The organism is Streptomyces sp. NPDC006435 (assembly GCF_040612315.1).
Lineage (GTDB): Bacteria > Actinomycetota > Actinomycetes > Streptomycetales > Streptomycetaceae > Streptomyces.
This window is the reverse complement of the sequence record NZ_JBEXPY010000006.1, coordinates 49,209-70,302: the sequence shown is the minus strand read 5'-3', so window position 1 is coordinate 70,302 and position 21,094 is coordinate 49,209. Positions and strand designations below refer to the sequence as shown.

General features: G+C 72.6%; 12 protein-coding genes and 1 tRNA gene. 10 read left to right on the top strand and 3 right to left on the bottom strand.

Annotation, left to right across the window (positions count from 1 at the left end; genetic code table 11):
• Window positions 1-176: 176 nt before the first annotated feature.
• The 10 genes from ABZZ04_RS09320 (at window position 177) to ABZZ04_RS09275 (ending at window position 17,367) form a co-directional block, all read left to right on the top strand.
• Entirely contained in the window at window positions 177-2,615 is a 2,439-nt protein-coding gene (locus ABZZ04_RS09320; RefSeq protein ID WP_356931582.1) for a sodium-translocating pyrophosphatase, read from the top strand.
• A 525-nt stretch (window positions 2,616-3,140) separates the two neighbouring features.
• Window positions 3,141-3,767 (top strand): small secreted protein, encoded by a 627-nt coding sequence (locus ABZZ04_RS09315; protein WP_356931581.1) that lies wholly within the window; start codon window positions 3,141-3,143, stop codon window positions 3,765-3,767.
• Window positions 3,768-3,882: 115 nt separating this feature from the next.
• On the top strand, window positions 3,883-5,400 hold the full coding sequence (locus ABZZ04_RS09310; protein ID WP_356931580.1) for a class I SAM-dependent methyltransferase: 1,518 nt from the start codon (window positions 3,883-3,885) through the stop codon (window positions 5,398-5,400).
• Between the two features lie 627 nt (window positions 5,401-6,027).
• Window positions 6,028-6,225, top strand: coding sequence for a hypothetical protein (locus ABZZ04_RS09305; protein ID WP_356931579.1), 198 nt, complete (start codon window positions 6,028-6,030; stop codon window positions 6,223-6,225).
• Window positions 6,226-6,555: 330 nt separating this feature from the next.
• On the top strand, window positions 6,556-9,414 hold the full coding sequence (topA, locus tag ABZZ04_RS09300) for a type I DNA topoisomerase (RefSeq protein WP_356931578.1): 2,859 nt from the start codon (window positions 6,556-6,558) through the stop codon (window positions 9,412-9,414).
• Window positions 9,415-9,714: 300 nt separating this feature from the next.
• Window positions 9,715-12,849, top strand: a complete 3,135-nt coding sequence (gene tmk / locus ABZZ04_RS09295; RefSeq protein WP_356931577.1) for a dTMP kinase — start codon at window positions 9,715-9,717, stop codon at window positions 12,847-12,849.
• A 413-nt stretch (window positions 12,850-13,262) separates the two neighbouring features.
• The gene (locus ABZZ04_RS09290) at window positions 13,263-14,468 is read left to right on the top strand and encodes a DNA polymerase III subunit delta' (RefSeq protein ID WP_356931576.1); all 1,206 of its coding nucleotides are present in this window, start codon (window positions 13,263-13,265) and stop codon (window positions 14,466-14,468) included.
• 259 nt (window positions 14,469-14,727) lie between these two features.
• The gene (locus tag ABZZ04_RS09285; protein ID WP_356931575.1) at window positions 14,728-16,272 is read left to right on the top strand and encodes an alpha/beta hydrolase; all 1,545 of its coding nucleotides are present in this window, start codon (window positions 14,728-14,730) and stop codon (window positions 16,270-16,272) included.
• Window positions 16,273-16,390: 118 nt separating this feature from the next.
• Window positions 16,391-16,464, top strand: a tRNA-Thr gene (locus ABZZ04_RS09280).
• Between the two features lie 240 nt (window positions 16,465-16,704).
• On the top strand, window positions 16,705-17,367 hold the full coding sequence (locus tag ABZZ04_RS09275; RefSeq protein WP_356931574.1) for a response regulator transcription factor: 663 nt from the start codon (window positions 16,705-16,707) through the stop codon (window positions 17,365-17,367).
• 50 nt (window positions 17,368-17,417) lie between these two features.
• Here ABZZ04_RS09275 and ABZZ04_RS09270 read toward each other — a convergent pair whose 3' ends face one another.
• Genes ABZZ04_RS09270 through ABZZ04_RS09260 form a run of 3 tightly spaced genes read right to left on the bottom strand, consistent with a single transcriptional unit; the run spans window position 17,418 to window position 21,078 of the window.
• The gene (locus tag ABZZ04_RS09270) at window positions 17,418-18,839 is read right to left on the bottom strand and encodes an aldehyde dehydrogenase (NADP(+)) (RefSeq protein ID WP_356931573.1); all 1,422 of its coding nucleotides are present in this window, start codon (window positions 18,837-18,839) and stop codon (window positions 17,418-17,420) included.
• A 47-nt stretch (window positions 18,840-18,886) separates the two neighbouring features.
• The gene (gene leuD / locus ABZZ04_RS09265) at window positions 18,887-19,480 is read right to left on the bottom strand and encodes a 3-isopropylmalate dehydratase small subunit (RefSeq protein ID WP_356931572.1); all 594 of its coding nucleotides are present in this window, start codon (window positions 19,478-19,480) and stop codon (window positions 18,887-18,889) included.
• Window positions 19,480-21,078: a 2-isopropylmalate synthase gene (locus ABZZ04_RS09260; protein ID WP_356931571.1), complete on the bottom strand. Its 1,599-nt coding sequence runs from the start codon at window positions 21,076-21,078 to the stop codon at window positions 19,480-19,482. The genes leuD and ABZZ04_RS09260 overlap by 1 nt, the downstream gene beginning before the upstream one ends.
• Window positions 21,079-21,094 lie beyond the last annotated feature (16 nt).

Below are 21,094 nucleotides of genomic sequence, written 5' to 3'. Positions count from 1 at the left end.
GATCGACGACCTCGGAAAATGTGCCTGCCCCATTACTGCATTCGGGTCGACCTCGTGTCCCGATCATTTAATGACCGGCCGGTTGCGGGCAATCGGATTTGCCTCGCACTGTTTTGATCGGCTCCCGCTCCTTACAATTCGTCCACGACTTGAGCGCTGAGCATCAAGGAGGACGCATGGCGGAGATCCTCAACCCACCACTGACAGGACCGGCGCAAGATTCCGTATTCTCCGGCTCCTTTGGTTCACCCGATTCCCTGGCCGCCGCGGTGCTCACCGACGGCAATCGGGTGATCGTGGTCGTCGTCGCGGCCGTGGCCGTCGCCGCCCTGGTGGTGGCCCGGTTGCTGGTGCGCCAGGTGCTGGCGGCCGGTGAGGGCACCGAGCGCATGAAAGAGATCGCGGCCGCCGTCCAGGAAGGTGCGAACGCCTATCTGGCCCGGCAGTTGCGCACCGTGGGCGTATTTGCCGTCGTGGTCTTCTTCCTCCTGTTGCTGCTGCCGGCCGACAACTGGTCGCAGCGCGTGGGACGCTCGTTGTTCTTCCTCGTCGGCGCGCTTTTCTCGGCGGCCACCGGATACATCGGTATGCGGCTCGCCGTGCGCAGTAATGTCCGTGTGGCTGCTGCTGCGCGTGAGGCGACACCCGCGGAGGGGGAACCGGAAAAAGATCTCACCGCTGTTTCGCACAAGGCGATGAAGATCGCTTTTCGTACCGGTGGTGTGGTCGGCATGATCACCGTGGGGCTCGGGCTGCTCGGCGCCTCCTGCGTCGTACTCGTCTATGCCGCCGACGCCCCGAAGGTGCTGGAGGGCTTCGGCCTCGGGGCCGCGCTGATCGCCATGTTCATGAGGGTCGGTGGCGGGATCTTCACCAAGGCGGCGGACGTCGGTGCCGACCTCGTGGGCAAGGTCGAGCAGGGCATCCCGGAGGACGACCCGCGCAACGCGGCCACCATCGCCGACAACGTGGGCGACAACGTCGGTGACTGCGCGGGCATGGCGGCCGACCTCTTCGAGTCGTACGCCGTGACGCTCGTCGCCGCGCTGATCCTGGGCAAGGCGGCCTTCGGCGACTCGGGGCTGGCCTTTCCGCTGATCGTCCCGGCGATCGGGGTGATCACCGCGATGATCGGGATCTTCGCGGTCGCCCCGCGCCGCGCCGACCGCAGCGGAATGACCGCCATCAACCGCGGGTTCTTCGTCTCCGCGGTGATCTCGCTGGTGCTGGTGGCCGCGGCCGTCTTCGCCTACCTGCCCTCCTCGTACGCGGAGCTGGACGGGGTCGGCGACAGCTCGATCACCTCGCACGGGGGCGACCCGCGGCTCCTCGCGCTGGTCGCCGTCGCCATCGGCATCGTGCTGGCGGCCCTGATCCAGCAGCTGACCGGTTACTTCACCGAGACCGGCCGGCGCCCCGTCCAGGACATCGGCAAGTCCTCGCTGACCGGACCGGCCACCGTCGTGCTCGCCGGCATCTCCATCGGGCTGGAGTCCGCCGTCTACACGGCGCTGCTGATCGGACTCGGCGTCTACGGGGCGTTCCTGCTCGGCGGTACGTCGATCATGCTGGCGCTCTTCGCGGTGGCCCTGGCGGGGACCGGGCTGCTCACCACCGTCGGCGTCATCGTCGCCATGGACACCTTCGGGCCGGTCTCGGACAACGCGCAGGGCATCGCCGAGATGTCGGGCGACGTCACGGGGGCCGGCGCACAGGTCCTCACCGACCTCGACGCCGTCGGCAACACCACGAAGGCCATCACCAAAGGCATCGCCATCGCCACCGCGGTCCTGGCGGCGTCGGCGCTCTTTGGCTCGTACCGCGACGCGATCGCCACGGCGGTCGACGACGTGGGGGCCGGAGCGGGGGAGATGACACTCAGCCTGGACATCTCGCAGCCGAACAACCTGGTGGGCCTGATCCTCGGAGCCGCGGTCGTCTTCCTCTTCTCCGGGCTCGCGATCAACGCGGTGTCGCGGTCCGCCGGAGCGGTGGTCTACGAGGTGCGGCGGCAGTTCCGCGAGCACCCGGGGATCATGGAGCACGGCGAGCGGCCCGAGTACGGGCGCGTCGTCGACATCTGCACCAAGGACGCCCTGCGTGAGCTCGCCACGCCCGGCCTGCTCGCCGTCCTGGCGCCGATCGCCGTCGGGTTCACGTTCGGTGTCGGGGCGCTCGGCTCGTACCTCGCGGGCGCCATCGGGACGGGCACCCTGATGGCGGTCTTCCTCGCCAACTCCGGCGGGGCGTGGGACAACGCCAAGAAACTCGTCGAGGACGGTCATCACGGCGGCAAGGGCAGCGAGGCCCATGCCGCGACCGTCATCGGCGACACGGTCGGCGACCCGTTCAAGGACACGGCGGGTCCGGCGATCAACCCCCTGCTCAAGGTGATGAACCTGGTCGCGCTGCTCATCGCCCCGGCGGTGGTGCAGTTCAGCTACGGGCAGGACGCGAGCGCCGGTGTGCGGGCCCTGGTGGCGGCGATCGCCGTCGCGGTCGTCGTCGGGGCGGTCTACGTCTCCAAGCGGCGAGGGATCGCCGTGGAGGACGGGGAGGGCCCCGGCGGCGGGGACCGGTCCTCGGGGGCGCAGGGGCAGGCAGCCGTCTCGTGAGGCGGCGGGGGAGCGGACGGAGGAGCAGGCGGCGAAAGGTGCTGCGAAGAGGGTGGGCCGGGGGCGTCCGACGGATCCCGGGTCAATGACCGGGCGGGCGGCGCGTCCTGATGTGCCGTCCGCTTCTTCGTCCGCTCCGTCTTCCGTTCCTCGGTCCGTCTCTTCGTTCGCTCCGCCTTCCGTTCCCCGGCCCGCTTCCCCGGCCCGCTTCTCCGCCCGCTTCTTTCTCCGTTGTTTCTCCGGTCGCCCTTCCGTCCGTTCCTCCGCCCCTGCCCGGTCGTTCGTCCGGCCGCATCACGGCGGGGGCATCGCAGACCGGTTCAGGCCGTCGAATCCGTAATCCGTTCGAGTGGTTGCTCGTTCAGGCGTTCCCGGGTTCCGGGGGCTGTGTGGGTGAGTTGTATCTCCCTCATTTCCCTTGGTGCAAATGGCTGCAAAAGGCCATCCACCGGACGTCCGGCTCGCGGAAGGGGGGCGCCCGCCGTGTAAGTTCCGGGGCCGAGAGCCTTGGAAGGGACCAAACCGGTGAACAAGAAGCTAGCGGCCGCACTGTCCGGCGGTGCGGTACTGGTGATCGCGCTGTCGGGCTGCAGCAGCGACGACGACAAGAGCGAGAAGGTGAACGCCTGGGCCAAGCAGGTCTGCGACCAGGTCCAGCCCCAGCTCCAGAAGATCGCGAACGCGAACGCCGCCATCCAGCAGCAGACCGCCGACAACAGCAAGCCCGTCGACGTGCAGCGCACCGACTCGGCCGCCTTCCAGCAGATCTCGCAGGCGTACAAGGCGCTGGGCGCGGCCGTCGAGTCGGCCGGTCCGCCGCCGGTCGACGGCGGCGAGACCACGCAGAAGGAGGCCGTTAAGGAACTCAACGCCTCCTCCGCGGCGTACGCGAACCTGCAGAAGAAGGTCGACGCCCTGGAGACGAAGGACCAGGCGAAGTTCGCCGACGGGCTCAAGGGCATCGCGGACGAACTGAACAAGATCAGCACCAGCGGTGACGAGGCGTTGAAGAAGCTCCAGTCCGGCGAGGTCGGCACCGCGATGGCCAAGCAGAAGGGCTGTCAGAAGCCGACGGCCTCGACGCCGCCGAAGTCCTCCACCGAGCCGTCCACCCCCACGTCCCCGTCCGGGTCGCCCAGCAAGAAGGCGTGACCCGGACGGCGGGCGCGGCCCCACCGGGACGCGGAACCGGCTGTGCGGACGGCCCGGCTGCCCCGATGGGCGCCGGGCCGCTGCCGTTGTCGGCGGGAGCGGCCACAATGGGTGGGTGAGTACGACCAGCCTCCCCGCGCCCGACCGTTCGCCCCTGCTCCGCGAAGCCCTGCTCGCCGCCGACTTCACCGCCGACGGGCTCCTCGACCTGCTCGGCGCACCCGCCTATGCCGCGCTCGCCCGCAGCGAGACGGTTCCGGCGCTGCGCGCCACCCGGGGCGGCTCCCCGCTCGACACGCTGGTCCGGCTCTTCCTGCTCCAGCACCCGGTGCCGTACGAGCGGGCCCGTGCGGCGCTGCCGCTGGCCGAGTGCGTCGAGGACGGCTGGGTGACCCGTACCGGCGACGAGGTGCGGGCCGCGGTCGACGTGCGGCCGTACGGCGGGCCCGAGGGGCAGGACTGGTACATCGTCTCGGACCTGGGCTGCGCGGTCGGCGGTGCGGGCGGCATCGGCTCGCGCGAGGAGGGTGTGGTCCTCGGCGTCGGCGGGGCGTCCACCACGCTCGCCGGGATCACCGTCCGTACGCCTGTCGCCTCCGCGCTCGACGTCGGTACGGGATCGGGCATCCAGGCACTGCACGCCTCGCAGCACGCCACCCGGGTCACGGCCACCGACGTCAACCCCCGGGCGCTGGAGTTCACCCGGCTGACGCTCGCGCTGTCCGGCGCCGCCCCGGCCGAACTGCGCGAGGGCTCCCTCTACGAACCGGTGGGCACGGAGACGTACGACCTGATCGTCTCCAACCCGCCGTTCGTCATCTCGCCCGGTGCCCGGCTCACCTACCGCGACGGCGGGATGGGCGGCGACGACCTGTGCCGGACGCTGGTGCAGCGGACGGGCGACCGGCTGAACGAGGGCGGGTACGCCCACTTCCTGGCCAACTGGCAGCACGTCGAGGGCGAGGAGTGGCAGAGCCGGGTCGGCTCCTGGGTCCCGCACGGCTGCGACGCCTGGATCGTGCAGCGCGAGGTCCAGGACGTCACGCAGTACGCGGAGCTGTGGCTGCGCGACGGCGGCGACCACCGTACGGACCCCGCCGAGTACGCCGCGCGGTACGACGCCTGGCTGGACGAGTTCGAGGCCCGCAAGACCAAGGGTGTCGGCTTCGGCTGGATCACCCTGCGCAGGTCCGCCGCGGCCGCCGCCGGGAATCCGTCCGTCGTGATCGAGGAGTGGCCGCACGCGGTGGAGCAGCCGCTCGGACCGGCCGTCGAGGCCCACTTCGCCCGCCAGGACTACCTCCGCGAGCAGGACGACGCCGCGCTCCTGGCCGGGCACTTCACCCTGGCCGCCGAGGTGGTGCAGGAACAGGTGGGGCTGCCGGGCGCGGAGGACCCCGAGCACGTGGTGCTCCGTCAGAACCGGGGCATGCGGCGCGCGACGAAGGTCGACGCCGTCGGCGCGGGCTTCGCGGGCGTGTGCGACGGGACGCTGCCGGCGGGCCGGATCCTGGACGCGATCGCCCAGTTGATGAACGAGGACCCGGTGCTGCTGCGCGACCGGACCCCGCAGGCGATCCGGCTGCTGGTGGAGGAGGGCTTCCTGGAGCCGGTGCCGCCGTCGGCGGGATGAGCACGTGAATCCGGTTCCGGTTTCCGGTCGTCGGGCCCGGGGCGCCGGACCGCGGGGCCGTCCGTCCGCCGGACGGCCGGGCCGCCGGAGTCGGCGGCCCGGCGGGCTCCGTTCCCGTTCGGGCCCGTGCCGTCGTGCGCGTGGACCCCTGCCGGCGTAGGTGACGAGCCGCCCCGGCGGTGGCGGGCGCGGGCCGATCGCCGCCCGCGCCTTGCCGGGGGCGCGGATTCCGGTTGGTTCCGGCCGACGCGCGGCCCGGGGCGCGTGACCGGGGCACCCGGCGGTGCGTACCGGGATGGTCCGGTGGTGCGGGCCGGGGCACCCGGCGGTGCGTACCGGGATGGTCCGGTGGTGCGGGCCGGGGCACCCGGCGGTGCGCGACCGGGGCGCCGGGTGGTGTGGACCGGGGTGGTCCGGTGGTGCGTGCCAGGGCGGACCGGTGGTGCGAGCCGGGGTGGTCCGGTGGTGTGGGTCGGCGCGGCGAATCCGGGGATTCACCCGGGGTTCGCGTCGGTGACGCCCGGGAGTGGCAGCCTCCCTCTGGCCGGACGGCGCGGCCCCGGCCGGGTGCGGAAACCCGGACACGGGGCCCGGACGTCCAGATACGGGACAGGGAGGCGTACGGACATGGAGAGCGGACCCGCGGTCTTCGCCGGAACGGCGTTCGCGCTGTTCGGAGCCGCACTGCTGCTGTGGACGGGGGCGCGCGTGCTGCATCGCGCGCCGGTCGCGCACGGCGTGAGCCCCGTGGCCTCCGCCGCTCTCGCCACCGTGTTCGGCGTACTCTTTCTCGCTCTCGGTGTGTGGTGCTTCACCCGGGCCTGATCCACTCCTGCCCGGCGTCGGGCAGGGAGCGCGGGGCGCGACGGACCGTGGCGGGGAACACGCCCGGGTCGTCCACATCTCACCCCCGGTGCCCGTAACGCCGTCACCGCGCCCCGAAACCCGCAGGCAGTGGCCGTGCGCACGGTGGACGGGGTGGTCCGGGCGGCAGGAATGGCGGAAGTCGGGTTACCGTTCGAGTGGCCGTTGCGGGCTTTTGCCGTTTGACACGGGGGCGGGTTGTACCGTCACACTCCGCAGCGACAGCACCGTGGGCAGCGTCATCGCGCTGTCCGGATGTCCACCGAGCGTCGACCGGAGAGAAGAGCGAAGTTGTCCCCGACCAGCGAGACCGCACAGGGCGGCCGCCGACTCGTCATCGTCGAGTCGCCTGCCAAGGCGAAGACGATCAAGGGCTACCTCGGCCCCGGATACGTGGTCGAGGCGAGCGTCGGGCACATCCGCGATCTGCCGAACGGCGCCGCAGAGGTCCCGGACGAGTACACCGGTGAGGTCCGCCGGCTCGGCGTCGACGTCGAGCACGACTTCCAGCCCGTCTACGTCGTCAACGCGGACAAGAAAGCCCAGGTCAGGAAGCTGAAGCAGCTTCTTGCCGAGTCCGATGAACTCTTCCTCGCCACCGATGAGGACCGCGAGGGCGAAGCCATCGCGTGGCACCTGCAGGAAGTCCTGAAGCCCAAGGTCCCGGTCCACCGGATGGTCTTCCACGAGATCACCAAGGACGCGATCCGGGCCGCCGTCGCCAACCCGCGCGAGCTCAACCAGCGCATGGTCGACGCCCAGGAGACCCGCCGCATCCTCGACCGGCTCTACGGCTACGAGGTCTCGCCGGTCCTGTGGAAGAAGGTCATGCCGCGCCTGTCGGCCGGCCGCGTCCAGTCCGTGGCGACCCGGCTCGTCGTCGAGCGGGAGCGCGAGCGCATCGCCTTCCGCTCCGCCGAGTACTGGGACCTCACCGGAACCTTCGCCACCGGCCGTGCCGGTGACTCCTCCGACCCCTCGACGCTCGCCGCCCGGCTCAGCACGGTCGACGGCCGCCGCGTCGCACAGGGCCGTGACTTCGGTCCGGACGGGCAGCTGAAGCCCGGCTCCGGCCAGGTGCTGCACCTGGACGAGGCGAACGCCCGCGCCCTGGCCGCCGCGCTCGCCGACACCGCGTTCACCGTGCGGTCCGTCGAGTCGAAGCCGTACCGCCGCTCCCCGTACGCCCCGTTCCGGACGACGACCCTCCAGCAGGAGGCGAGCCGGAAGCTGGGCTTCGGGGCCAAGGCCACCATGCAGGTCGCGCAGAAGCTGTACGAGAACGGCTTCATCACCTATATGCGTACCGACTCCACGACTCTCTCGGACACCGCGGTCACCGCCGCCCGGGCCCAGGTCACCCAGCTCTACGGCGCCGACTACCTGCCGGACAAGCCGCGCACGTACGCCGGGAAGGTAAAGAACGCACAGGAGGCGCACGAGGCGATCCGTCCCTCCGGCGACCGCTTCCGCACCCCCGCGGAGACCGGCCTCACCGGCGACCAGTTCCGGCTGTACGAACTGATCTGGAAGCGGACCGTCGCCTCCCAGATGAAGGACGCGGTCGGCAACTCCGTCACCGTCAAGATCGGCGGCCGGGCGGGCGACGGCCGGGACGCCGAGTTCTCCGCGTCCGGCAAGACGATCACCTTCCACGGCTTCATGAAGGCGTACGTCGAGGGCGCCGACGACCCGAACGCCGAGCTCGACGACCGCGAGCGGCGCCTGCCGCAGGTCGCCGAGGGCGACGCGCTGTCCGCCGAGGAGATCTCGGCCGACGGCCACGCCACCAAGCCGCCGGCCCGCTACACCGAGGCCTCGCTGGTCAAGGAGCTGGAGGAGCGCGAGATCGGCCGCCCGTCGACGTACGCGTCGATCATCGGCACGATCCTGGACCGCGGCTACGTCTTCAAGAAGGGCACGGCGCTCGTCCCGTCGTTCCTCTCCTTCGCCGTCGTCAACCTGCTGGAGAAGCACTTCGGCCGGCTCGTCGACTACGACTTCACCGCGAAGATGGAGGACGACCTCGACCGCATCGCGCGCGGCGAGGCCCAGTCCGTCCCGTGGCTGAAGCGCTTCTACTTCGGCGCCGGTGACGACCTGGCCGGCGCGGGCTCGGCCTCCGACGCGGGCAACGGCGACGGCGACCACCTCGGCGGTCTGAAGGAGCTCGTCACCGACCTCGGCGCGATCGACGCGCGCGAGATCTCCTCCTTCCCCGTCGGCAACGACATCAAGCTGCGGGTCGGCCGCTACGGGCCGTACATCGAGCGCGGCGAGAAGGACGCGGAGGGCCACCAGCGCGCGGACGTGCCGGAGGACCTGGCGCCCGACGAGCTCTCGGTCGAGTACGCGGAGGAGCTGCTGGCCAAGCCCAGCGGTGCCTTCGAGCTCGGTGCGGACCCGGTCACCGGGCACCAGATCATCGCGAAGGACGGGCGTTACGGCCCGTACGTCACCGAGGTGCTGCCCGAGGGCACCCCGAAGACCGGCAAGAACGCGGTGAAGCCGCGGACCGCCTCGCTCTTCAAGTCCATGTCCCTGGACACGGTGACGCTGGCCGACGCGCTCCGGCTGATGTCGCTGCCGCGCGTCGTCGGCGAGGACGCCGAGGGCGTCGAGATCACCGCGCAGAACGGCCGCTACGGCCCGTACCTGAAGAAGGGCACGGACTCGCGGTCGCTCACCACCGAGGAGCAGCTCTTCGACATCACGCTCGAAGAGGCCCTCGCGATCTACGCCCAGCCCAAGCAGCGCGGCCGGGCCGCCGCCAAGCCGCCGCTGAAGGAACTGGGCACGGACCCGGTGAGCGGGGCCCCGGTCGTGGTCAAGGACGGCCGGTTCGGTCCGTACGTCACCGACGGCGAGACGAACGCGACGCTGCGCACCGGCGATAGCGTCGAGGCCATCACGCCGGAGCGCGGCTACGAGCTGCTCGCCGAGAAGCGTGCCAAGGGGCCCGCCAAGAAGAAGACGGCGAAGAAGGCCCCGGCCAAGAAGACGGCCGCGAAGAAGACGACCGCCAAGAAGACCACGGCGGCCGCCAAGAAGACGGCGGCGAAGAAGACCACGACCGCGAAGAAGACCACGACGGCCAAGAAGGCGACGGCCGCGAAGAAGACGACGGCTGCGGCGTCCGCGGAGGACTGAGGCCGCGGTTCCGGGCCCGGGGGTTCGCGAGGGCCCGGGGCCGGGGCGGCCGTACGCGTACGGCCGGACACCGCGGGCGCGTCGGCCGGGTGCGCGGGGCGAGTACGTCAATGGAGGGGCCGGGGAGACCCGGCCCCTCCGGCGTCCGTACCGGCACCCGCGCACATCGGGCCGGGCGGACGGAAAGCACAGGCCGGGGGCGGGGCGCACCGGGTGAACCGCGCACGCCGGAACTGCTCGGGCGCCCGTATGTTCGGACGGGGCCTCCGGGGACCCCATGGCTCCGGATAGGCTGGGCGGATGACGCGAGCCGAGCAGCCAACGGTCGTGAGCCCCACCTCCGACACACTTGCCGCAGACTCACGCGAGCGCGCCGTACGAGCCCTGTTGCGTGTTCCCCCGCTGAAGCGGTTGTGGAGCGCACAGCTCGTCGGCGGTATCGGCGATGCACTCGCCCTTCTCGTGCTGGTGCTGATGTCGCTGCAAGCGGCGGTCCTGGAGGGCTCATTCGGGACCGGGTACCGGGGGGCGGCCTTCGCCGTCGCCGCGGTGTTCGGTGCCCGGATCCTTGCCACCCTCCTCTTCGGGGCCGTACTCCTGGGGCCGTTGACGACACTCACCGCGCCCGGCGGACCGCTGGACCGGCGGTGGCTGATGATCGGCACGGACGGGCTGCGGCTCGCGCTGCTGGTCGTCGCGCCGCTGTGGATCGACTGGATGCCCGACCGGGCGCTCATGATGATCCTCATCACCGTCTTCGTGACCGGCGCCGCCGAACGTCTGTGGACGGTCGCCAAGGACGGCGCGGCCCCCGCGCTGCTGCCCGCCCCGCCCATCGAGGGCGCCGCCGTGCGCCCGCTGCCCGACCACCTCGACGCACTGCGCCGGCTCTCCGTCCGCACCGACTTCGCCGCGATCCCCGTGGCCGCGGCCGTCCTGCTGGTCGCCACGCTCATCGGCAACCTGCTGGGCTCGGGCCTGGAGTGGTTCTCGATCCACCAGGCGGCCCTCGGCTCGTACATCGCCGCCGGGCTCTTCTCGGCCTCGATCTCCGTCCTGTACTTCCTGGAGCTGCCCGGCACGCAGACGCCCCGCCCGCGCTCGCCGCTGGAGGGCCTGCGCCGCCCGTCGACCGGCAACGGACCCGACAAGGGCCGCACCGGGGCCGTCCCGCTGGTCGTCGCCGCCTCGGCCACGGTCGCCGGGGCCATCGCCGCCGCTGCCGCCGTCGCTGTGCTGCACGCCGCCGACCTGGGCGGCGGACCCGCCACCTTCGCCCTGCTGATCCTCGGCCTGACCGGTGCCACCGGCGCCGGCATCCGCACCGCCGGGAAGGTCCTGCCGACCCTGTCGCGGCGCCGGCTGCTCGCACTGGCCATCGCCACCACCGGCATCGCGCTCCTCGCGATGGGCCTCGTGCCGGACACGGCGACCGTGCTGATGATCGCGGTGCTCGCCGGGTACGCGGCCGGGGTCGCCGCCCACACCGGTCACGTCCTGGTCGACCAGGAGACCGAGGAGACCCGCCGGGCCAGGACCACCGAACACCTCCAGGCCGTCGCACGGGTCCTCATCGCGCTCGGCGCGCTCGGCGGTCCGCTGCTGGCCGCCGGGATCGGCACCCACCGGCTGACCGCCGGGGACTTCGTCTTCGCCCACGGCGGGGCGGCCTTCACCCTGATGCTGATCGGCGCGCTGCTGCTGCCCGTCGCCGCGATCGTGCTCGCGAAGACGGACGACCGCTCCGGCGTGCCGCTGCGCCGCGACCTGCGCGAGGCGCTGCGCGGCGGCGACCCGGCCGTCGCCCCCGCCGCGAACGGGTTCTTCATCGCCCTGGAGGGCGGTGACGGCGCCGGCAAGTCCACCCAGGTCGAGGCGCTCGCCGAGTGGATCCGGGCCAAGGGCCACGAGGTCGTCGTCACCCGGGAGCCGGGGGCGACCCCGGTCGGCAAGCGGCTGCGCTCGATCCTGCTCGACGTGTCGTCGGCGGGGCTCTCCAACCGGGCCGAGGCACTGCTGTACGCCGCCGACCGGGCCGAGCACATCGACTCGCTCGTCCGTCCGGCGCTGGAGCGCGGCGCGATCGTCATCTCCGACCGCTACACCGACTCGTCCGTCGCCTACCAGGGCGCCGGCCGCGACCTGTCCCCGACCGAGATCGCCCGGATCTCACGCTGGGCGACGAGCGGACTCGTACCGCATCTGACGGTGCTGCTGGACGTGGACCCGGAGACGGCGCGGGAACGGTTCACCGAGGCGCCCGACCGGCTGGAGTCCGAGCCGCCGGAGTTCCACGCCCGAGTGCGGTCCGGTTTCCTGACGCTGGCCGCGGCCGACCCGACCCGCTACCTGGTGGTGGACGCGGGCCAGGACCCGGAGGCCGTCACCACGGTCGTACGCCACCGGCTCGACCAGCTCCTCCCGCTCTCCGAGGCCGAGATCAAGGCCCAGGAGGAGGCGCGCCGGGCGGCCGAGGAGGAGGCCAGGCGCAAGGCCGAGGAAGAGGCGGCGCGCAAGGCCGAGGAGGAGCGGCTGGAGCGCGAGCGGCAGGCGCAGCTGGCCAAGCTCCGTGCCGAGGAGGAGGAGCGCAAGGCCCGCGAGCTGGAGGAGGCGCGCCGCCGCGAGGCCGAACGCCAGGCGGAGGAGGCCCGGCAGCGGGCCGAGGAAGCCCGTCGCGTCGCCGAGGAGGAGCGGGTCCGCCGCGAGGCCGAGGAGGCGGCCCGGGAGGCCGAACAGGCCCGGCTGCGCCGTCAGGCCGAGGAGGAGGCGCGGCTGCGCAAGGAGGCCGAGGCGCTGCGGCTGGAGAAGCAGCGCAAGGCCGAGGAGGCGCTGCTGAGGGCCGAGGAGGCGCGCAGGCAGGCCGAGGCCGAGGCCGCCGAGGCGGCGGAACGGGCCAGGGCGGAGGCCGCCGCGGCAGCCTCCGTGCCGGAGAACGAGATCACGGTCCCGACGCCGATCGTCAACCCGAACGACGTGACGCAGCAGGTGCCCTCGCCGGCCACCCCGTCCACGCGTTCCGACGAGGCCGAGACGGCGATGCTCCCCAAGATCGACGACCGGCCCGGTGCGCCGGGCGCCGCGGACGAGACTGCGGTCCTTCCGCCGGTCCGGGACGCCGCGCAGGCGCGCGAGACGCGGTCGGCGCGGCCGGAGGACCGGGTTCCGCAGGGCATCTTCCGTGACGAGCGCCCGGCGGGCTCCGCCCCGGAGGGCGAGAACGAGCGCACCCGCGAGCTCCCGCAGATCGGCGACCCGCAGGCGGCGCAGGGCCGGTGGGAGAACGAGGAGCGCAGCCGGCGGCCCCGCCCCGACTGGGCCGAGGAGACCCCGCTGGACGACCTGCCGACGCTGGCGGACGAGCTGCTGGGCGACCGCCGCGACCTCGACGACGGGGACCAGGGCCGCTCCGGCAGGGGCCGCCGCCCGCGCCGCTGACGGAACGGACGGACGGCGACGGGACGACCGGGTGGGGCAGTCGTGACGGGTGAGACCGTCGGGCTGCCCCACCCGTCCGTTCGGGACGCCCGGTCGGCAGGGGCCGGGGCCGGGCGGCTGGTCGGGCTGGTCGGGCGTACGGTCCGCGGGGCGGGGCGTACGGTCCGGTCGGGGGCGGTCCGGGCATACGGTCTCGGGCCGAAGGCCCGGGCGGTCCGGTCCGGGCGGCCCGGTCGGGGCTCTCTGCCGGGATTGTCAGACCCGTCCCCCACAATGGATGCCGGATCATGGAAGCCGGACCGGAGACCGCCGCGCCGGGCGGCGGCCCCGGCCGGGCGGACGGCGACACCACGGCCGCGCGGCCGTACCGCACGAGAGCCGCGCGGCGCACACCATCGGAAGGGCGGTGACCCATGACCGTGTGGGACGACCTGGTCGGGCAGGACCGTGTGCAGGAACAGCTCGCGGCCGCCGCCCGGGACGCCGATGCGCTGGTCACCGCCGACGGGGCGGGGGAGTCGGTGTCCCCGGGGTCGAAGATGACCCACGCCTGGCTGTTCACCGGACCGCCGGGCTCCGGCCGCGCCACCGCGGCCCGCGCCTTCGCCGCCGCCCTCCAGTGCACCAGCCCCGACCGCGCCCTGGGCGGCGCACCGGGCTGCGGCTTCTGCGACGGCTGCCACACCAGCCTGATCGGCACGCACGCCGACGTCGAGGTGGTCCGTACGGACCTGCTCTCCATCGGTGTGAAGGAGACCCGTGAGCTGGTCCGCCGCGCCCAGCTCTCGCCGGCCGTCGGCCGCTGGCAGGTCATCGTCCTGGAGGACGCCGACCGGCTCACCGAGGGCGCGGGGAACGTCCTGCTGAAGGCGGTCGAGGAGCCCGCGCCCCGCACGGTGTGGCTGCTCTGCGCGCCTTCCCTGGAGGACGTGCTGCCCACCATCCGTTCCCGGTGCCGCCACCTCACGCTGCGCACGCCCCCGGTCGACGCGGTGGCCGACGTCCTGATCCGGCGCGACGGCATCGATCCGGAGCGGGCCGCGTCCGCCGCGCGGGCCACCCAGGGGCACATCGACCGGGCCCGTCGCCTCGCCACCGACGAGCGGGCCCGGTCGCGCCGCGCCGCCGTGCTCAAGCTCCCGCTGCGGGTCGAGGACATCGGGGGCTGCCTCAAGGCCGCCCAGGAGCTGATCGACACCGCGACCGACGACGCCAAGCAGGTATCGGAGGAGGTCGACGCCAAGGAGACGGAGGAGATGAAGGCCGCGCTCGGGGCCGCGGCCGGAGGGCGGCTGCCGCGCGGCACCGCCGGGGTGATGAAGGAGCTGGAGGACCGGCAGAAGCGCCGCAAGACCCGTACCCAGCGCGACAGCCTCGACCTCGCGCTCACGGACCTGACCGGCTTCTACCGCGACGTGCTGGCCATCCAGCTGGGCTCGCGGATCGCCATCGCCAACACGGACGTGGAGGACGCCCTCGACCGGGTCGCCCGCTCCTCCACCCCCGAGCGCACCCTGCGCCGGATAGAGGCGGTGATCGCCTGCCGCCGGGCGCTGGACCGCAACGTGGCGCCGCTGCTCGCGGTGGAGGCGATGACGATGGCACTCCGCGCGGGCTGACCCGCCCCGCCGCGCTGCCGCCACGCCGGTCCACCGACCCGCCCCGCCGTTCTGCCGCGCCGGTCCGCCACCCCGCCGTCCCCGGCGGACCGCGTACCGCTGCCCCCTTCGCCCGCGTACCGGAAACCGGCATTCACGGCCGTCGCCCCCGGTGGACCGCGTACCGCTGCCCGCACCCACCCATTGCCGCTTTTCGCCGCTTTTCACCCGTACGGGCAGGGGGCGGGGCGGTCCGTCACTCGGCGACTACGCTCCGGGGATGGACACCAGGCGCTCGCTCCGCATTCTCGCCGCCGCACTCGGCGCGGCCGGCCTCCTCGTCTCCGGCTGTACCGGCGGGAGCCCGACGGACACCTCGTCGTCCGCGCCGGCGACGGCGTCCGTGCCGCCCGTGCCAAAGGGGCTGGAGCGGTACTACGGGCAGACGCTGAAGTGGCGGGACTGCGGTGTCGAGGGCTTCCAGTGCGCGACGATGAAGGCGCCGCTGGACTACGCGGAGCCGGACGGCGACGAGATCGATCTGGCGGTCTCCCGCAAGAGGGCCACCGGGCCCGGCAAGCGGATCGGGTCCCTCCTGGTGAATCCGGGCGGCCCCGGCGGCTCCGCCATCGACTACCTCCAGGGCTACGCGGCGATCGGCTACCCCGCCCCGGTCCGGGCCCGCTACGACATGGTCGCCGTCGACCCGCGCGGAGTGGCCCGCAGCGAGCCCGTCGAATGTCTCACCGGCCCGCAGATGGACACCTACACCCAGGTCGACCAGACCCCGGACGACGCGGCCGAGATCACCGGGCTGGGCAGCGAGTACGAGCGGTTCGCGAGCGGCTGCGAGAAGCGCTCCGGCACGATCCTCCCGCACGTCTCCACCGTCGAGACCGCCCGCGACATGGACGTGCTGCGGGCCCTCCTCGGCGACGAGAAGCTGCACTACGTCGGGGCGTCGTACGGCACCTTCCTCGGCGCGACGTACGCCGGGCTCTTCCCCGGCCGGGTCGGCCGCCTGGTCCTGGACGGCGCGATGGACCCGTCGCTCCCCTCCGTCGAGATGAACCGCGACCAGACGGCGGGCTTCGAGACCGCGTTCCAGTCCTTCGCCGCCGACTGCGTGAAGAAGGCGGACTGCCCGCTCGGCACCACCTCCACCGCCGACGCGGCCACCCGCCTGAAGCGGCTCTTCGCCGACCTCGACGCCCACCCGATCGAGACCGGGGACTCCCGCCAGCTCACCGAGTCCCTCGGCACCACCGGGGTCATCGCCGCGATGTACGACGAATCGGCCTGGCCCCAGCTCCGCGAGGCCCTCGCCGCGGCCCAGGACGGCGACGGCTCCGGTCTGCTCTCCCTGTCGGACAGCTACTACGAGCGCCAGCCGAACGGCACGTACGCGAACCTCATGTTCGCCAACGCCGCCGTGAACTGCCTGGACCTCCCGCCCGCCTTCACCGACGCCGAGGACGTCGAGCAGGCGGTTCCCGGTTTCGAGAAGGCGTCCCCGGTCTTCGGCCGCGCCTTCGCCTGGGCCGCCCTGAACTGCGCCCACTGGCCGACCCCGCCCACCGGCACCCCCCACCGCATCGAGGCGAAGGGCGCGGCCCCGATCGTCGTGGTCGGCACGACCCGCGACCCGGCCACCCCGTACAAGTGGGCCGAGTCCCTGGCCGGCCAGCTCTCCTCCGGCACCCTCCTCACCTACAGCGGTGACGGCCACACGGCGTACGGCCGCGGCAGCGACTGCATCGACACGGCGATCAACACCTACCTCCTGGAAGGCACCCCGCCGAACGACGGCAAGAAATGCTCCTGACCCCGCCGACCCCCTGCTGACCTGCGAGGACGGACCGGAACAGAGGTGGTGCGGAGCACCCCCGGAAACTGTGTAGACTTGGCGACGCTGCTGATCGCACCATGGTGCGACAGGGTGTGCCGCCTTAGCTCAGTTGGCCAGAGCAACGCACTCGTAATGCGTAGGTCTCGGGTTCGAATCCCGAAGGCGGCTCAGAGAAAGGCCGGGTCGGACGATGTCCGACCCGGCCTTCTGTTTTTCCGGCGGCACCCCCGGGACGTGCTGTTCTTCGGTGCGGGAACCCGTCGGCCGGGGGTGGTTCCAGCATGGGTAGCCGTTAGAACGAGTGGGTTCATCTGCATGAATGTGCGGGCTGCGCGGGCCGAGCAGGAGTGCCTACGATCGGACGCATGGACCTGACCGGGGATCGCTCTGCAGAGTCTTGGAGGCCGCGTGCTGAGGGCTGAGGAGCAGATTCGGGTGGTGGTGGGCGGCCGGCGCGACCTCTTCAGGGAGGGGGTCAGCAAGATCCTCGAAACCACCCCGGACATGCACGTCGTCGGACAGGGGGACACCGGATCGACGGTGCTCGCGGCGGCGACGCGGCAGTGTCCCGATGTCGTACTGGTCGACGCGGAGCTGCCGGGGACGCCGCTCATGACGCTGTTGCGCCAACTCCTCGATCTCGGGCCCTCGGTGAGCATCGCCGTCCTGCACGCGGACGAGGACGTCCGCACGGTGAGCAAGGCGATGGGGCTCGGTGTGCACGCCTTCATCTCCAAGGAGTCGACCGGCGCCGATCTGGTCGCCACGATCCGGGGCGCGGCGCGCAGTCACGACCGGGTCCTGCTGTCCGTGCCGCGCAGGATGATGGAGCGGCTGAGCGACCCGGACGGAGGGGTTCTCACCCAGCGGGAGATCGAGGTGATCGAGCTGGTCGCGCAGGGGCTGCGCAACTCCGGCATCGCCCGTTCGCTGTTCATCTCCGAGGGCACGGTGAAGCGCCATCTGACCAACATCTACCTGAAGTTGGACGTCGACACCCGCATCAGCGCGGTGAACAAGGCGGAGAGCATGCGGCTGCTGACCCTGCGGCGGCAGCCCTCCGCCTCCTGACGGGCGGGGCGGTGGCCGACCCCGGCCACCGCCCCGCCCGTCGGCGGTCGTCACGCCCGCAGCGCGGCCGGGAGCAGCTCCCCGGGGAAGTCCTGGAACGTCACCGGGACCTGGAAGCGGCGGACGGACTCGGTGCCGATGGAGGTGTGCGCGGCCGAGGTGGTCGCCGGCCACGGTCCGCCGTGGTGCATCGTCCGGTTCACCGCCACACCGGTCGGCCAGCCGTTCCACACCACGCGTCCCACCTTGCGGGTCAGCACGGGAAGGAGCCGCCCCACGAGCGCGGCGTCGGACGGTTCGGCGTGCAGGGTGGCGGTCAGGGAGCCCGGCAACTGCGCGGCCGCCGCGAGCAGTTCCGCCTCGTCCTCGTAGGTGACGAGGACGGACGCCGGGCCGAAGCACTCCTCCGAGAGTTCCGGGCGCTCCAGGAAGTCCCGGGACGTCGTGCGGAACAGGTGGGGGCCGTCGGTGACGGCCACCAGCGGGTCCGCGGCCCCGGTCAGGCGCTGGACGCCCTGGCGGAAGCCCTCCAGGATCCGCCGGTTGAGCAGGGGGGCCGCGGGGACCTCGGACAGCTCGGCCGCCAGGGCCTCCTCCAGTCCGTGGCCCGCGGGCAGGAACAGCAGCCCCGGGTTGGTGCACAGCTGGCCCACGTAGCGGGTGGCCGCCGTGACGAAGCCGGACACGATCTCCGCCCGGCGGGCCGACGCGGCCGCCCGGCTGATGAACACGGGGTTGACGCTGCCCAGTTCGCCGTAGAACGGGATCGGGTCGGGGCGGGAGGCGGCGGCGTCGAACAGTGCGCGGCCGCCGGCCTGGGAACCGGTGAACGAGGCGGCCCTGATGTGCGGATCGGTGATCAGCGCCTGCCCGGCCGCCATGCCGTGCACCACGGAGAACGTGCCGTCCGGGGCCCCGGCTTCCCGCAGCGCCCCGGTGACGGCCTCGTCGACGAGCCGCGAGGTGAGCGGGTGGCCGGGGTGCGCCTTGACGACGACGGGGCATCCCGCGGCCAGTGCCGCGGCGGTGTCCGAGCCGGCCACGGCCAGTGCGAGGGGGAAGTTGCTCGCCGCGTACACGGCGACCGGGCCGATGGGCAGCAGGGCCCGGTGGAACGACGGGGTGCCGTCCGGGCCCTGTTCGGTGCGCCCGCTCAGGAAGTCGGGGCGCCGGACCTCCTCGGCGAGAAGGCGCAACTGGTTGGTGGTGCGCGCCAGTTCGGCCTCCAGGGTGGGGCGACCCAGCGCGGTCTCCGTGTCGGCCGAGCCGATCAGCTCGTCCGCCACGGCGTCGAGGCCCGCGGCGACGGCTTCGAGGAGCCGGGCCCGGGTGCCGAGCGGCAGCGCGGCCAGCGCGGGAGCCGCCCGGTCGGCCGCCGCGCACCGCTCCGCCACCTCCGCGGGCGTGGTCTCCGGGACCGGGGGCTCCAGGCGCTCGCCGGACCGGGCGTCGATGCCGTACAGATGTGTCATCGTCTTTCCAGCTCTCTTCTTTCCTCGTTCTCCGCGGTCGGGCCCTGTCATGACCCGAGCGTCGTCGGCAGCCAGCCGGGGCGGGTAGCTTCGTAGGCATCGATCTGCTCCGCCCTGCTCAGCGTCGCCCGGAGGTCGTCGAACCCGTTCATCAGCTGCCAGCGGCTGTAGGCGTCGATGCCGAACTCGATGGTCAGGCCGTCCGCAGTGATCGTGCGCCGCTCCAGGTCCACGAGGACGGGCAGCTCGGGCCGGGCGGCGGCCGCCCGGCGCAGCCGTGCCGCGCTCTCCTCGGGGACCTCGGCGGTCAGCACGCCGTTCTTGGTGGCGTTCGCCCGGAAGATGTCTCCGAAGGAGGGGGCGACCACCACCCGGAACCCGAAGTCGCGCAGCGCCCATACCGCGTGCTCCCGGGAGGAGCCGATGCCGAAGTCGGGGCCGCTGACCAGGACGCTGGCGCCCGCGTGGCGCTCCGAGGTGACCGTGAAGTCCGGGTCCCGGCGCCAGCGGAAGAACAGGGTGTCCTCGTAGCCGGTCCGGCCGAGCCGTCGGCAGAACCGTGCGGGGATGATCTGGTCGGTGTCCACACCGCCGCGCTCCAGGGGCGCGACGGTTCCGGTGTGCCGTATCAGCGCTTCCATCAGTGCTCCTCCGGTCCGGTGTGCGCGGCGGCCGCCAGTCGGCGCGCCGCGGAGTGCAGGGCGCGGCCCCGGGCCTCGTCCTGTGTCGCGCCCTCCCCGACGCCCCAGCGCACCGCGGTCCCGTCGGCGGCCTCGACGTAGACCTTCCAGTCGGTCCCCGCGCCGTTCGCCGTCCCGGTGCCGGGGGGCTGCACGACGACGTCCCGCGGAGTGATCCGGGTCCCGGGGGCGGAGGGGACGGCCGCGGCGTCGGGCGTGAGGTACTCGGCGGTGAACCACTGGAGCAGCAGCTCGGGTGTGACCTCGCCCGTCGCCTCGGACCGTGCCTGGACGACGGCGGCCAGTTCGATCTGGAGCCGGCGGGGCAGCACGTATCCGTGCTCCTGCCTCATGAGGTAGGCGATGCCGCCCTTGCCGGACTGCTGGTTGATCCGGATCAGGGCCTGGTAGTCGCGGCCCACGTCCCGCGGGTCCACCGGCAGGTAGGGCACGTCCCAGCAGCGGCCCTCGCCGGTGCCGGTGCCGCGCTCCGCCAGGCCCTTGCTGATGGCGTCCTGGTGGGACCCGGCGAAGGAGGTGTAGACGAAGTCCCCGACCCAGGGGTGGCGGGGCGGGACGGGGAGGCGGTTGCAGTACTCGACGATCTGCCGGGCCTCGTCGAGGAAGCTCAGGTCGAGCCCGGGGTCGATGCCCTGCGAGTACAGGTTCATGGCCAGCGTGACCAGGTCGACGTTGCCGGCCCGTTCGCCGTTGCCGAAGAGCGTGCCCTCCACGCGGTCGGCGCCCGCCAGCAGCGCCAGTTCGGCCGAGGCGATGCCGCTGCCCCGGTCGTTGTGCTGGTGGAGGGAGAGGATGATCGCCTCGCGGTGGGAGAGGTTGCGGTGCATCCACTCGATGCGGTCGGCGAACTCGTGCGGCGGGTAGCACTCCACCGTGCTCGGCAGCACGATGCGGCATCCCTCGGCGGGCTCGGGCCGCCACAGGTCGAGGACGGCGTTGCACACCTCCAGCGCGAACTCGGGCTCGGTCTGGGTGAACGACTCGGTGCCGTACTGGAGTTGGATCTCGGTGCCCGGCAGGGAGTCGCGGAGCCGCAGGGCCCGCTCGGCCCCGACGAGGGCGAGCCGCTTGACCTCCTCGCGGGACATGCCGAAGACGACCCTGCGCTGGGCGGTCGAGGTCGGGTTGTAGATCTGGAGGATCACCCGGGGCGCGCCGCGGACACAGCGGACCGTCTCCTCGATCATGCCGTCCCGGATGGGCGACATCACCTGGATCGTCACGTCGTCCGGAATGGCGTCCTGCTCGATCACGGCGCGGGTGAAGTCCCGGTCGGCCTGCGAGGACAGCGGGAAACCGACCTCGATCTCCTTGAAGCCCATCCGCAGGAGCAGGCGGTACATGGCCCATCTGCGGTCCATGTCCATGGGGTCGATGAGCGCCTGGTTGCCGTCCCTGAGATCGACGCTGGCCCACAGCGGCGCCCGTTCGGGCATCCGGTCGGGCCACCGGCGGTCGGGCAGGGGGAACTTCTCGTAGCGCCGGTACTTGTGCACGGGCATGCCGCTGGTGCGCTGACGGCTGGTCGGGGTCTCCATGGTGGACGGCTCGCCT

What these genes read in the sequence shown, in the direction of transcription:
- ABZZ04_RS09320 (WP_356931582.1), top strand. Translation starts at nt 177, where the DNA reads ATGGCGGAGATCCTCAACCCACCACTGACAGGACCGGCGCAAGATTCC.
- ABZZ04_RS09305 (WP_356931579.1), top strand. Translation starts at nt 6,028, where the DNA reads ATGGAGAGCGGACCCGCGGTCTTCGCCGGAACGGCGTTCGCGCTGTTC.
- tmk (WP_356931577.1), top strand. Translation starts at nt 9,715, where the DNA reads ATGACGCGAGCCGAGCAGCCAACGGTCGTGAGCCCCACCTCCGACACA.
- ABZZ04_RS09290 (WP_356931576.1), top strand. Translation starts at nt 13,263, where the DNA reads ATGACCGTGTGGGACGACCTGGTCGGGCAGGACCGTGTGCAGGAACAG.
- ABZZ04_RS09285 (WP_356931575.1), top strand. Translation starts at nt 14,728, where the DNA reads ATGGACACCAGGCGCTCGCTCCGCATTCTCGCCGCCGCACTCGGCGCG.
- ABZZ04_RS09270 (WP_356931573.1), bottom strand. Translation starts at nt 18,839, where the DNA reads ATGACACATCTGTACGGCATCGACGCCCGGTCCGGCGAGCGCCTGGAG.
- leuD (WP_356931572.1), bottom strand. Translation starts at nt 19,480, where the DNA reads ATGGAAGCGCTGATACGGCACACCGGAACCGTCGCGCCCCTGGAGCGC.
- ABZZ04_RS09260 (WP_356931571.1), bottom strand. Translation starts at nt 21,078, where the DNA reads ATGGAGACCCCGACCAGCCGTCAGCGCACCAGCGGCATGCCCGTGCAC.